The sequence below is a fragment of the Pseudophaeobacter leonis genome (assembly GCF_002087335.1).
GTDB classification, from domain to species: Bacteria; Pseudomonadota; Alphaproteobacteria; order Rhodobacterales; family Rhodobacteraceae; genus Pseudophaeobacter; species Pseudophaeobacter leonis.
Genome location: NZ_MWVJ01000056.1, coordinates 1 through 12879 on the forward strand (window position 1 = coordinate 1; position 12879 = coordinate 12879).

Sequence of the window (12879 nt, forward strand, 5' to 3'; positions counted from 1 at the left end):
CCAAGAGCAATCAGCGCGTGGGTTTCAGGCGGCAGGCCTGCCTCAATCAGCTTTTCCGCCAGCGCGGCAAAGGTGCGCTTGCCCATATAGACCACGGTTGTGGCCTCGGGATCGGCCAACGCCGCCATATTGAGGCTGTCGGGCAGCCCGCCTGTGACGTCATGGCCGGTGATGAACTGCATCCGCCGCGCCGTCAGCCGCCGGGTCAGCGGGATATTTGCCGCCGCCGCCGCGGCCGAGGCCGCTGTGACGCCGGGCACGATCTCAAACGGAATTTGGGCGGCACGCAGGGCGCTGATTTCTTCCTCCAAGCGGCCAAAGACCCCAGAGTCGCCGGATTTGAGCCGCACCACCCTGAGGCCGCTTTGGGCGTATTCCACCAGCAACTGGCTGACATGGTCCTGCTTGGGGGAGGGGCGCCCGGCACGTTTGCCCACCCCCACCAGATCTGCATCTGCGCGGGCATGGGTGAGAATGGGACCGGAGGAAAGATCATCAAACAGCACCGCATCCGCGGCCTGTAACCGGTTCACCGCCTTTACGGTCAGCAGTTCGGGATCACCCGGACCGGAGGAGACAAAACTGACAAAGCCGCTCATGCCGCACTGGCCTCTTCACTGGCCTTTGATTCGGCCTTCTCACCGGTGATGAGATGGAAAAAGGTGCCGGTAACATGCCCCTTGATCGAGCCGGTTTCCGGCACCGGGTTGCCATCGGCATCCATTACCTGCGCCAGCGGCGCGTCGGGCTCATCCAGAATGGTGGAATAATGGAACTCGTGCCCGCGCAGCGCAGCCCCGGCGCCAAAGCCGGGCATCTGCGCCTGCAGCACCGCGCGACGATAGCCTAGGTGGAACTTGCGCTTTTCATAAGAGGTCACCAGTCCAAGCAGCCCCGCCATCTGGTGGCGCGTGCCCTCTTTGTCGATCAGGGCTTCGCCCAGGGCCATGTAGCCGCCGCATTCGCCATGCACGGGCCTGGTCTCGGCATGTTTGCGCAAGCCCCTACGGAAGGTCTCGGCACTGGCAAGGGTGGCACCGTGCAGTTCCGGATAGCCTCCGGGCAACCAGACCAGATCGGCATCCGATGCCGGAGCCTCATCTGCCAGCGGCGAAAATGGCAGGATCTCAGCGCCTGCCGCCCGCCAGCCGGTCAACAAATGCGGATAGGTGAATGAAAAAGCAGCATCGCGTGCCAGGGCTATGCGCTGGGCGGGCGGTTTTGGCAGCGCCTGTGGCGCAGTGCCCGCAGTGCCGACAGTCCCCATGGCGGCGGCTTTGATCGCCTCAAGGTCGACGTGGTCGCGCAGGAAGGTGCCATAGCCCTGATTCGCGGCCTCCAGATCCGGGTGCTCTACCGCCTGGATCAGGCCCAGGTGGCGCTCCGGCAGGGCAAGGTCGCCACGCCGCGGCAGCGCGCCCAGAACCTTGACGCCAGCGCGCTCCATCCCCAGCCGGGTCAGCCGCTCGTGGCGTGGGCTGGCCACACGGTTCAGGATCACCCCGGCAAAGGGCACCTCGGGGTCGTAGCTTTTGAACCCCAGTGCTGTGGCGGCCGCCGACTGTGCCTGACCACCCACATCGATCACCAGCACCACGGGCCAGCCCATGCGCTTGGCGGTCTCAGCCGAAGAGCCAAAACCGGACTGGCCTCGGGTGGCGACGCCGTCAAACAGCCCCATTGAGCCTTCGCCAATGCAGATTTCTGCGCCCGATGCCTGGCCTGCGATCGCCGCGAGCAGAGTTGCGTCCATCGCCCAGGTGTCGAGGTTAAAGCTGGGGCGCTTTGCGGCGGCAAAGTGAAAGGCGGGGTCGATATAGTCAGGCCCGCTTTTGTAGGGCTGCACCTTAAGGCCGTCCTCGGCGAGGGCGCGCAGCAGGCCCAGCATGACTGTGGTCTTGCCGGTGCCAGAGGCCGGTGCGGAAATCATCAGCCCCGGAGGGTAGCCTTGTGGAAAGGGATCACTCATCTGCTTCGCTCCAGTCTGCCCATTTGCTGTCGGCGCTTTGCGGCCGGTAGCGGCGATCATAATCCTGCGCGTAAAGACAGCTCTCGTCAAAGTCGTCGTTGCCAAGGGCAGGGCCCACCAGGATCAGAGCGGTGCGGCCGCGCATCCCGCCTGTGGCCTCTTCGAGGGTGCCAAGGGTTGCCTTGACCACCTTTTGATCCGGCCAGGTGGCGCGCCAGACCACAGCAACTGGGCAGTCGGCGCCGTAGCTGGGCGTCAGCCGCGCGATCACATTTTCCAGCACATGCACCGACAGGTGAATGGCCAGCGTCGCCCCTGTGCGGGCAAAATTCTCCAGCGTTTCACCCTCGGGCATTGCCGAGGCCTTGCCGGAGGTGCGGGTCAGCACCAGCGATTGCGCCACGCCAGGCAGGGTCAGCTCCGCGCCAAGGGCTGCAGCGGCGGCGGCAAAGGCGGGCACACCCGGGGTGACATCATAGGGGATCTCCAGGGCGCGCAGGCGGCGCAGCTGCTCTCCCAGGGCGGACCAGACCGACAGGTCACCAGAGTGCAGCCGGGCAATGTCGTGCCCGGCGTCATGGGCCTCTTTGATATGGGCCATGATCTCATCCAGCGACAGCGAAGCTGTGTTGATCACCCTGGCGTCTTTTGGGCAGTGCTGCAGCAGTGCTTCGGGCACCAGAGAGCCCGCATAGAGGCAGGTCGGGCAGGCGGCGATCAGATCGCGCCCGCGCAGGGTGATGAGGTCGGCAGCACCGGGGCCGGCGCCCATGAAGTGAACGGTCATGGCTCAAGTCTTTCTGCAATAGCCGCGGTGGCCTGGCCATCCGCGGTGACAACTCGGGGGGTGATCAGGCGGGAGCGGGCACCGGGGGGGCCAGTGCGGGCGGCCACCAATGCGCAGGCTTCGGCGAGAGAGCCGGTGCCAAACCGGGCCTTGATCCGGGGCGAGCAGGTGAGGGTCTGCTCACCTGCGATTTCGCTCTCTTCAAGGACCAAAAGAGGCAGCCCCATCTCGTGGGCCAGCTGTTTCAGGACGGGGGCCAAAGCCTTTGTGCTGGTTGACGCCAGCGCATCCGGGCGTGCCCCTGTCAGGGCGAGTGCTGCGCGCAGATCCGCCAGACTGGCACTGGTGCGAAAGCCCAGTCCCGCAACTCTCATCCCTGCAACGCTCACCCCTGCAACTCTCATCGGGTGACACTCCACTGGATGACAGGGCGGGCCCGCTGCCAGTCGCGCATGGTTCCCAGAGGGCCGGCCTCGGCGATCTCGACTTTCAACAGCTGGCCTCCGCGCTGGGCATGGGCCTGCATCAACAGGGTCTCGGTCTCAAGCGTTACCCCATTGGCCACCAGCCGGGTGCCGGGCGGCAGCAGCATCCACAGATGATCCAGCAGCGCTTGGGATCCGCCGCCGCCGATAAAGACACAATCGGGCAGCTCATATCCGGTCAGCACCTCGGGCGCCTTGCCCAACACGCCTGCCATCCGGTGCGACAGGCCAAAACGGGCGGCATTGGCGCGGATATTGTCCAGACGGCTGGCGCGGGGGTCAAAGCTCACGGCGCGCGCGCCCGCAGCCGCCAGGCACCACTCGGTCGAGATCGAGCCCGAGCCGCCGCCGATATCCCAAAGCAGCTCATTGGCGCGCGGCGCCAGGGCCGAGAGGGTCAGCGCACGGATGGGCCGCTTGGTGATTTGCCCGTCGCTGAGGAAATGTTCATCCGCGAGGCCCGCGGCCTGTGGCAGGCCTTTGCGACCGGCAGGCTCAATCGCGAGGGCCACAGGGGCCTGGATCTCGTCGAGATCAAAACTGTCGGCCCGCGCCCTGCGGATCCGCTGCAGCGCTCCGCCAAGGCGTTCCATCACGGTCAGGGTGGAGGCGCCAAACCCCTGCGCGTTCAGCCACTGCGCCAGCTCTGTCGGCGCGTCCCCATCACGCAGGGTGCAGAGGATGCGACGATCTGGCGCCAACAGCGGCAGCATCTGTTCAAAGGGTGCGGCGTGCAGGCCAAGGCAGAGGGTTTCCTCTAGTTTCCAGTGCAGAGTATTGGCGGCCAGTGAAAACACCGAGGGGGCTGGATGAGAGGTCCAGTCCTCGGCAGACAGATCGCGCGCCAGTGCGCCACCTGCGCCGAACCAAAAGGGGTCTCCCGAGGCCAGAACCACCACAGGCTGGCCCCGCAGCGCCAGCACCGGCGCGGTGGAAAAGGGCACAGGCCAGGCTCGGCCCCTGTCCCCGGCGGCGCCCAGCTCCAGATGACGCGGGCCGCCAAAGATGACTTTGGCTTGCTGCAGCGCTTTGCGGCTTGCCTCCGTAAGGCCAGTCAGTCCATCTTCGCCCAGACCAATCACCGTGAGCCAGGGTGCGCCTGCCTCTTTAAAGACAGGATCAGACATGACGCGAATCCTCCTTTTGGGCGGCACCAGTGAGGCCTCGAGACTGGCGGCGCACTTGGCCCAGGCCGGTGCCGATGCGCTGTTCTCCTACGCGGGGCGCACGCAGAACCCTGTGCCGCAACCCCTGCCCACGCGGGTGGGAGGTTTTGGCGGGCCCGAGGGCTTTGCCAGCTATCTGCGGGCCGAAGGCATCAGCCATGTGGTGGATGCTACCCATCCTTTTGCCGCCCAGATGAGCCGCAATGCGATTGTCGGCTGTAGTGAGGCCAATGTGCCGCTCTGCGCCTTTGAGCGCCCGGCCTGGCAGGCAGTCGACGGCGACAGGTGGATCCATATCGAGGATATCGCAGGCGCGGTTGCGGCGCTGCCGGATAGGCCAGCCCGGGTGTTTCTTGCCATTGGCAAGCAGACCCTTGCGGCGTTTGCTCGTAAACCCCAGCATCACTACCTGTTGCGGCTGGTGGATGCGCCCCAGGCGGAGTGGCCGCTGCCCGACTGTGCGATTGAGCTGGCGCGCGGGGCGTTTGATCTGGTGGCGATCTCGAACTGCTGCAGCGCCATGGGATCACTCATGTGGTGGCCAAAAACGCCGGTGGCACCGGTGCCATGGCCAAGCTTGCTGCCGCGCGTGAGCTGGACCTGCCGGTGGTGATGATCGGCAGGCCAGACCTGCCGACCCGGTTGGTGGTTGGCGATCTGGCTGAGGTTTTGGCCTGGGTGTCTCATACGTCGCCTGAGACAGTGTCAGCGGCCGTGTCTGAGACGTAATCCGGTGTGCAGTCCGGCGCGTAGCGCGGCGTGTAGACGTGGCGGCCGACCCGGCGGGTGTCTTTGTTGCCAACGATGACCACGGTGCGCATATCCGCCATCTCAGGACGGGCCTCGTTTAGGGGGACGGTGGTGATGGTCTCGCCGGGTTTCGAGACATCACGGGCAAAGGAGATCAGCGTCTCACCACCGCAGGCCTCGCGCAGGATTTCCAGCGCGCGGGCAAACTGATGCGGCCGTGATTTTGAACGCGGATTGTAAAACCCCATGGCAAAGCCCGCCTCGCCGGCAAGGCGCAGTCGTTTTTCAATCAGGCTCCAGGGTTTCAGATTGTCGCTGAGGTTGATGGCGGCAAAGTCATGCCCCATGGGGGCGCCGATCCGGGCTGAGGCCGCCAGCATCGCGGTGATGCCGGGCAGCACCTGAATGTCCAGCGCCAGCCAGGCCTCTGGCCCCAGCTCAAGCGCTTCAAACACAGCCGAAGCCATAGCAAAAACACCGGGATCACCCGAGGAGACCACCGCGACGCGCTTGCCTGCCGCCGCCATCTGTAGCGCATGGCGCGCGCGTTCGACCTCGACCCGGTTATCCGTCGCATGCAGGGTCAGGCCAGGGCGTTCGGGGATGCGTTTCACATAGGGGATATAGCCGACAATATCCGTGGCTTCGGCGATGACCTCCTGCACCTGGGCCGTCACCATGGCCTCGTTGCCGGGGCCAAGGCCGACAATTTTCACCCAGCCTGCTGCGGTGTCTTTTGTCATGGCCTGCGCCCCTGTCCGTCACCAGAACGATCGAGAAATACGGCACTTCGCCTGTAACCTCGGTGAGCTTTTGCACTGTTTGCCCCGGCATGGTGCCGCGTTCCACCAGCCAGGCGTCTTGCAGCCTGCCGGCGCTTTCAAGGGCGCGGCGCAGTTTTGGCAGGTTGCGGCCGATTTTCATCACCACCAGCGCGTCAGTGTCGCGAATGCGCCGGGTCAGCTCGTCTTCGCTGAGGGTGGCCAGGGCCACCGTGAGCACCTCATCGCCCCAGGTAATGGGCTGGCCAGAGACGGTCCAGCAGCCGGACATGCCGGTGATGCCGGGGATGATCTCTTGCGCGACCCGGCCCTGCAGGCGGGTGTAGAGGTGCATGTAGGATCCATAAAGAAAGGGATCCCCTTCGCAGAGCACCACGACGTCTTCGCTTTGGGCGATCTGGGCAAGCGTGTCGGCCCAGCGGTCATAGAACGCTGCCAGGATACGGTTGTATTCGGGGTCAGAGAAGTGGATCTCGGTGGTCACCGGGTATTCAATTGCGTGCTCAATAACGCCCTCTGCCAGCAGCCCGTCAACCAGTGTACGGGCCTGACCTTGGCGGCCTTCCTTGCGGAAATAGGCCACGTGTTTCGCGCTTTTCAGGGCACGCCAGGATTTGACGCTCATCAGCTCGGGGTCGCCGGGGCCGAGGCCCGCACAGATGACTTTGCCTTTTGCCGGGACCATGATCATTCTGTCCAGCTGGCAAGGGCGTTGACCGCGGCCACGGTGATTGCAGAGCCGCCTAAGCGGCCTTTGACGATCATTGCCGGAACCGGCAGATCCTGCATCAGGGCCTCTTTGGATTCCATCGCGCCGACAAAACCGACCGGGCAGCCGATGATGGCGGCGGGGCGGGGGCCGCTGGGATCCTGCAGCATGTTGGGCAGGTGAAACAGCGCGGGGGGGGCATTGCCGATAGCAACAACCGCGCCCGCCAGGTTGGGTCGCCACAGCTCAAGCGCTGCGGCCGAGCGGGTATTGCCCATTTCCTTGGCCATGTCGGGGACGCGGGCATCGCGCAGGGTGCAGATCACCTGGTTGTTGGCGGAGAGTCGCGGCCGGGTGATGCCTTCGCTCACCATATGCGCATCGCACAGGATGGGAGCCCCTGCGGCGAGGGCGGCGCGGGCGGTTTTTGCCATATCGGGGGAAAAGCGGATGTGCTCTTCGAGGCCGACCATGCCAGCGGCATGGATCATACGCACGGCGACGCTTTCCTCATCCTTGCTGAACCGCGCGAGGTCAGCCTCGGCGCGGATGGTGGCAAAGCTTTCGGCATAGATAGCCGCGCCGTTGGTTTCATAGCTGTGGAGCATGTCAGCTGCCCTCTGTCAAAATTGTCGGCGCGGCGCGCAGGGCGCTGGCACTCAGGGTTTCTCTTAACGGCTGATCCGCGGCCTTGCCATGGTGGATCAGATCAAATGTGTCGGGGGCAGTGGCCGTGAGCACCAGTGCGGCAGGTCCGGGATGGGCGCAGCCCTTGGCCCAGCCCGAAACGTGTAGCAGCGCGCCCTCGGGCACAAAGGGTGCCAGATCGCGGGCCAGATCGCGGGTCGAAGAGAGCGCCTGCAGGCAGCCGGGTGCGCCGGTGCAGGCGCGCACTTGCAGGCGCGGATCGGTGGCGGCAAGGATCAGGCCGGGCTGCGCGGCAATGTCCTGTACCCCCTCAACCAAAAGCATACGCCAGGGAGTGAGGCGCAGCGGGCCGAGCTGAGCCAGCATATCAAAGTCATGGGCGCTGATCTGGCCAAATTCCAGTGCCACGAGCCGTCCGATGGCCGTGGGCCCCAAACCTTGCTGTGGCGTGGGGGTCGCCCGGGCGGCGACATGCGCAGGCGGTGGCCCCCGGCGCGCAATCAGCGGCCGCATCCTGCCACGACCCTCGGGCGCTCCCCCCTGGTCGAGAAACCAGCGGGCAAGCGCTATGGCTTCTTCGACTGCATGCGCGGCCTGCACCGGCAGGCCTGTTTGTGCGCCATCCGCGACCAGCAGGAGATCTGCGCCACTGCGCTCAAGGCGAATATCGGCAGCCGTGTTTTGCAGCTGTAGTGGGATACCACAGTCGACCGCAAAGCCGAATTTCCCCGGCAAAACCAGATCGGTGGCCTCAGTCAGCGCCGCGTTAAGGTCGACGGCAATCGCGTGGCTTGTATCATTTGGCTGCCAAAAAGGGGTAACAAGCGCGTTGCGCCGGGCCTCGGCTGTGGCCTCTTGTTCAACCAGCCCCAAGTCTTGCAAGGCAGCGATAAGATCGCGCAAGTCACTTTCCCTGACACCCCGCAGTTGCAGGTTTGCGCGGGCTGAAAGGTCAATGAGACCATTGCCATGTTTCAGCGACAGTGCCGCAATGGCCCGCGCCTGCTGAGAACTCAGACGCCCCAGGGGGGCGCGAATACGCACCACCAGCCCATCTCCTGACATCATCGGACGCAGAGCGCCGGGGCACCAGCCATAGATTTTTGGCACTGTCGCATCTGTACCGCCTGTCATGCCGCACCCTCGAGATCCAGCATAGCTATGATCGAATTGCGCCGCGTCGCCCAGAGACCTGCCTCCGCCAGGGCGCGAAACCGGTCTCGCATGGCCTGCAGCGCGGCCGGGTTTTCCACCTCCATAAAGGCAACCAGATCCTCACGGCCCAGTGTGGCCTCGAAATACAGATCAAACAGATGCGCCGGGACCACCTGCGCCAGATGGGCAAACGCGGCCATGTGGTCCAGCGTGGCTGCGATTTCGGCGCCGCCGCGAAAGCCGTGTTGCATCATCGAGGTGGCCCAGTCCGGATTGCTGGCACGGGCGCGGGTGACGCGGGCAATCTCTTCACCCAATGAGCGCGCCTGGGGGCGATCCGGCCGGGTGGCATCCAGATGATACAATGCGGGAGCAGCCGCGCCGATTCGGGACATGGCAGCGGCAAATCCTGCCTCATGGGCGGCATAGTCCGAGGCAATGAGAACATCGGTTTCTGGCAGGTCCTGCAGGTGGACAAAACTGTCGGCCCCCCTCAGACGCTCTTCGAGCGCGACGCGGGCCTCGGATATGTCCCCTTGGGCGTCAATTGCATGGGAGGATGCGGTAATCCAGGCCTCGCCGGCTGCGGCGCGGGCGTCTTCGCTGTAATCTTCGATATGGGCGCCCATGGAGAGGCCGTATTGGCCCGGCTTGGGCCCAAACACACGCGGCGTGCGTGCAAGATAGGGATTGTCGGATGTGCTTTCTTCGCGATCAGAAAGCGCTGCTGCTGCGGCCTCCAAGCATCTGGGCCAAACCGGGGAAGACATCGCGAAACAGACCAGAGACCCGCAGTGTGACATCAATGCGCGGACGGCCAAGCAGGCTGAGTGGCAGCACTTCAAAGCCGCAGACGCGGCTGGACTCTTTGTCCCATTTAGGGGCCAGCCCGGCAAGATGCAGCGCCATAGCAAATTCTTCGCCAGCCGTGCGCATGGTGGCCGAGCCCCAGAGATCAATCACCAGCCCCTGTGGCCAGTCGCCGTGGTCCTGCAGGTGGCGGCGCAGCAGCCCTTCCGCCAGCTTGACCCCCTGCGCCTGCGCCGCCCGTGACGGCACCGAACGTGGATCGGTGGTAAAGAGGTTGCGCCCGGTGGGCAAAACATCACTGCGGCCACGATAGGGAGAGCCGGAAGGGCCGGGGGCAACCATCTGACCATTGAGGGCCGCAATCAGCCCGCCGCGCTCTTCTGCGCCAAAATCGCCGGTGCCAAAGATATGCAAGCCTTCGCCATATTGGCTCTCCTTGATGTCGCAGACAAAGGCATCGATGCGGGTGATCGCCTCGGCGGCTGAGGCCTCGGCCGTGAGACCCAGATCGGCCTCAACACCGGTGCCCTGCGCCTCGGCGCGGATGTCATCAATCAGGCGGTCACGACGGGCCGGGTCCAACCCGTCGGCGGTGGAGTATTCGTCCAGCAGGCTTTCCAGCCGCGCCATGCCCTCGGGCAGGCTGGTCTGCGCCAGCGGCGGCGGCAGGTGGCCCAGGGTGACGGCGCCGATGCGGCGTTTGGCCTGGGCGGCCTCTCCGGGGTCATTGACAATAAAGGGATAGGCCACCGGCAGCGAGCCGGTTAGGGCTTCGGGCCAGCATTCATCGGAAAGGGCCACAGCCTTGCCGGGCAACCATTCGAGCGTGCCATGGGCACCGACATGAACCAGCGCGTCAACCTGCTGGCGCAGCCAGAGATAAAAGGCGACATAGGCATGGCGCGGCGTACGGTCCAGATCGTGGTAGTCCTCAACCCGGGTCTGCACATCGCCGCGCTCGGGCTGCAAAGCGATCAGCGCCTTGCCAGCCTGCAGAGCCTTGAAGTGAAAGGCCCCGTCGCGGCAATCCGGGTCTTCCTCTGGTGCGCCCCAGGCTGCTGTCAGTGTGGAGCGCAGCGCCTCTGGGAGTTCCGCCAGAGCGGTGTTGTATTGGGTTAGCGGAAAGCTCAGGGTCTCATTTGCCAGCCGCAGCCCGAGATTGCCCAGCCCGAGATTTGCCTGGGGCGAGGCCTCATAGCCCTGCGCGCTGAGCTCGTTCAGGATCTCGGTGCAGGAGGCCAGGGCATCCAGCCCCACCGCATGGGCAAGGTTATGGGCCTTGCCGGGGTAGGTCGACAGGATCAGGCCGACGCGCTTTTGCTCATTGCGCAGACGCGCGAGGCGCAGCCAGCCCTCAACCCGGTCAAGGGCGGCGTCGATACGGTCTGGCATGGGGCGATGGGCAAAGCGGGAGTATTGCAGATCCGGGTCTTTCTTGCCGGGTGATTTAAAGCTGATCACCCCGGTCAGAATGCGGCCGTCTACCTCGGGCAGCACCACATGCATGGCGAGATCCGCAGGCGAGAGGCCGCGCGCCGCCTCAGCCCAGTCTTTCTTGCGGGCCGTGGAGAGCGCCACTTGAAACACTGGGCAGCCGGTGCTGTTGAGCGGTGACGCAGAGCCATCGGTGCCTTGGGCGGAAAAGGCAGTGGCATTGATGATGGCGGCTGGGCGCAGCACGGGCAGCCTGTCGCGTAGCCACTGGGCCGTATCAGGCGATTTCAGACTGGCGGCAAAGGCACCATAGGCGGCATAGCCGCGGGCGCGCAGCCAGTTATCAGAGCGTCAACCGGTGCGGTGTCTGCCGCCGTGAGATAAGAGCGATAAAAGCTCACTAGTACCAGTGGTTTGTCCTGTGCAGGCAGGTCTGCCAGAATTCCTGTTTGTGGGTCGTAAAACCCATGCGACGGTGTGGTCTTCAACCCCAGAACCGGCCCGGCATACAGCCCCGCTGCCAGCGCAAGCTGTGCCAGAGCGGCCTGCGCCGCCACAACGCCACCAGCATCACACAGCGCTTGCAGGCGGCGCAGGGTGGACACCGGCAGGGTGGAAAGTGCGTCAAGACGCGGGTCTTCCCGGCCATCTGCGGGCAGCAGGTCAAGAGCAATGCCGCGCCGCCGCGCCAGATCCTGCAGCGTGGCCAGCCCGTAGGGCCAATAGCTTTCGCCCCCAATCAGCCGCACCAGAATGCCCCTGGCACCCTCCAGCGTCTGTTCGGCGTAGGTGTCGACCGAGAGCGGATGTTTCAGCGCAACCAGATTGGCCAGCCGCAGGCTGGGCAGTTTTCCATCGGCCCGGTGCCAGCCTGCCGCAAAAGCGCCAAGGTCGCTGTCGGAGAACGACAGTGCCACCAGGTCGGCAGGTGTCTGCCCCAGATCCTGAGGCGTGTCGGTTTCACCCAACCCGTGGCTTTCGCGAAAGACGACGTGCATCGGCTAGCTCTCCTGCGGTGTGCTGCGGGCCGCGTCCGACCCGGCGGCAAAGGCGTGAAGCGCCCGCCCCATAAGGGGCGGGACGGGTGCAACCCGGCCTTGCAGCCAGGAGGAAGTACCCGAATGTCGCTTCGTTCTGGTCATTTGGCGTCAGGCCCCCAGTTCGGCGCGAATGGCGGCGCCGTCGATATTGTCGTGCTCTGCAATGACCACCAGCTGGGTGCGGCGCGGCGCATCACCCCAGGGCTGGTCATATTGCGCCCGCAAGCGCTCTCCCACGGCCTGAACCAACAGGCGCATCGGTTTTCCCTCGACCGCGACATAGCCTTTGACCCGCAGAATGCTGCGCTCGCGCGCCAGCTTTAGGATGGCAGCTTGCAGCGTATCGGGGTCAGAGACTTCGCCCATTTCGACCACAATGCTCTCGAAATCGTCATGCTCGTGGTCGTCATGGCCATCGTGGTGGCTGGGGCGGGCCTCAAGGTCGTCTTCGGCGGCGGCATTCAGGCCCAGAATGATGCGGGGATCAATTACGCCTTCGCTCATTGGCAGGATAGGCAGCTGGCGCGGCGCTTCGGCCTCAATGACCTTGCGGGCCTTCTCAAGACCCTCTTCGCCGGCCAGATCCGCCTTGGACAGGAGCACGATGTCGGCGCAGGAGATCTGATCCTCAAAAACCTCGGACAGCGGGGTCTCGTGGTCCAGACTATCATCTGCGGCGCGCTGGGCCTCGACTGCGGCCAGATCCGGGGCGAACTGGCCTGCGGCCACGGCCTCGGCATCGGCAAGGGCAATGACGCCGTCAACTGTGATGCGCGAGCGAATCGCCGGCCAGTCAAACGCCTTGAGCAGCGGCTTGGGCAGTGCCAGACCGGAGGTCTCGATCAGGATATGTTCAGGCTGTTCTGGCAGCGCCATCAGCGCCTCGATGGTGGGAATGAAATCATCCGCTACGGTGCAGCAGATGCAACCATTGGCGAGTTCCACGATGTTGTTCTCGGGGCAGTTATCATCGGCGCAGGATTTCAGGATATCGCCATCGACACCGGCAGTGCCAAATTCATTGACCAGAACGGCGAGGCGCTTGCCCTGCGGGTTCTGCATCAGGTGGCGGATCAGGGTGGTCTTGCCCGCGCCGAGAAAGCCGGTGATGACGGTGACGGGGATCTTGTTGAGGTCGCTCATG

At 64.7% G+C, this 12879-nt stretch carries 9 protein-coding genes and 3 pseudogenes; 1 reads left to right on the plus strand and 11 read right to left on the minus strand.

Features of this window, described 5'->3' with window-relative positions:
• The 5 genes from cobA to cbiE form a co-directional block, all read right to left on the minus strand.
• Nucleotides 1-599, minus strand: a 599-nt coding sequence (cobA, locus tag B4968_RS13075) for a uroporphyrinogen-III C-methyltransferase (protein ID WP_083099584.1), incomplete at its 3' end; no start/stop codon positions are given.
• Nucleotides 596-1969, minus strand: a complete 1374-nt coding sequence (locus tag B4968_RS13080) for a cobyrinic acid a,c-diamide synthase CobB (RefSeq protein ID WP_083099586.1) — start codon at nt 1967-1969, stop codon at nt 596-598. The genes cobA and B4968_RS13080, both read right to left, overlap by 4 nt.
• Complete coding sequence (gene cobM / locus B4968_RS13085) at nt 1962-2756, minus strand: precorrin-4 C(11)-methyltransferase (protein ID WP_083099588.1); 795 nt, start codon at nt 2754-2756, stop codon at nt 1962-1964. The genes B4968_RS13080 and cobM overlap by 8 nt, the downstream gene beginning before the upstream one ends.
• On the minus strand, nt 2753-3130 hold the full coding sequence (locus B4968_RS13090; RefSeq protein WP_083099590.1) for a cobalamin biosynthesis protein: 378 nt from the start codon (nt 3128-3130) through the stop codon (nt 2753-2755). The genes cobM and B4968_RS13090 overlap by 4 nt, the downstream gene beginning before the upstream one ends.
• Before the next feature lie 26 nt (nt 3131-3156).
• Entirely contained in the window at nt 3157-4368 is a 1212-nt protein-coding gene (gene cbiE, locus B4968_RS13095) for a precorrin-6y C5,15-methyltransferase (decarboxylating) subunit CbiE (RefSeq protein WP_083099592.1), read from the minus strand.
• On the opposite strand from cbiE, the pseudogene B4968_RS13100 reads away from it, so the two are divergent.
• Nucleotides 4367-5136 (plus strand): annotated as a pseudogene (locus B4968_RS13100) (cobalt-precorrin-6A reductase). The gene cbiE and the pseudogene B4968_RS13100 overlap by 2 nt on opposite strands.
• Here the strand turns inward: B4968_RS13100 and cobJ are convergent.
• The 6 genes and pseudogenes from cobJ to cobW form a co-directional block, all read right to left on the minus strand.
• Nucleotides 5091-5900 carry a precorrin-3B C(17)-methyltransferase gene (gene cobJ, locus B4968_RS13105; RefSeq protein WP_083099594.1) on the minus strand — a complete coding sequence of 270 codons (810 nt, stop codon included), beginning with the start codon at nt 5898-5900 and terminating at the stop codon, nt 5091-5093. The pseudogene B4968_RS13100 and the gene cobJ sit on opposite strands and share 46 nt — an antisense overlap.
• Nucleotides 5897-6624: pseudogene (locus B4968_RS13110) on the minus strand (precorrin-2 C(20)-methyltransferase). The gene cobJ and the pseudogene B4968_RS13110 overlap by 4 nt, the downstream one beginning before the upstream one ends.
• 2 nt (nt 6625-6626) lie before the next feature.
• Nucleotides 6627-7256: a precorrin-8X methylmutase gene (locus B4968_RS13115; RefSeq protein ID WP_083099597.1), complete on the minus strand. Its 630-nt coding sequence runs from the start codon at nt 7254-7256 to the stop codon at nt 6627-6629.
• A gap of 1 nt (nt 7257) precedes the next feature.
• Nucleotides 7258-8430, minus strand: coding sequence for a precorrin-3B synthase (gene cobG / locus B4968_RS13120; RefSeq protein ID WP_083099599.1), 1173 nt, complete (start codon nt 8428-8430; stop codon nt 7258-7260).
• Nucleotides 8427-11693, minus strand: a pseudogene (cobN, locus tag B4968_RS13125) (cobaltochelatase subunit CobN). Before cobN ends, cobG begins: the two are co-directional and overlap by 4 nt.
• A gap of 150 nt (nt 11694-11843) precedes the next feature.
• Nucleotides 11844-12878: a cobalamin biosynthesis protein CobW gene (gene cobW / locus B4968_RS13130; RefSeq protein ID WP_083099602.1), complete on the minus strand. Its 1035-nt coding sequence runs from the start codon at nt 12876-12878 to the stop codon at nt 11844-11846.
• Nucleotide 12879: the final 1 nt, after the last annotated feature.

Bases quoted from the DNA above. Each gene is read 5' to 3' on its own strand.
- B4968_RS13080 (WP_083099586.1), bottom strand. From the start codon at position 1,969: ATGAGTGATCCCTTTCCACAAGGCTACCCTCCGGGGCTGATGATTTCC.
- cobM (WP_083099588.1), bottom strand. From the start codon at position 2,756: ATGACCGTTCACTTCATGGGCGCCGGCCCCGGTGCTGCCGACCTCATC.
- B4968_RS13090 (WP_083099590.1), bottom strand. From the start codon at position 3,130: ATGAGAGTTGCGGGACTGGGCTTTCGCACCAGTGCCAGTCTGGCGGAT.
- cbiE (WP_083099592.1), bottom strand. From the start codon at position 4,368: ATGTCTGATCCTGTCTTTAAAGAGGCAGGCGCACCCTGGCTCACGGTG.
- cobJ (WP_083099594.1), bottom strand. From the start codon at position 5,900: ATGACAAAAGACACCGCAGCAGGCTGGGTGAAAATTGTCGGCCTTGGC.
- B4968_RS13115 (WP_083099597.1), bottom strand. From the start codon at position 7,256: ATGCTCCACAGCTATGAAACCAACGGCGCGGCTATCTATGCCGAAAGC.
- cobG (WP_083099599.1), bottom strand. From the start codon at position 8,430: ATGACAGGCGGTACAGATGCGACAGTGCCAAAAATCTATGGCTGGTGC.
- cobW (WP_083099602.1), bottom strand. From the start codon at position 12,878: ATGAGCGACCTCAACAAGATCCCCGTCACCGTCATCACCGGCTTTCTC.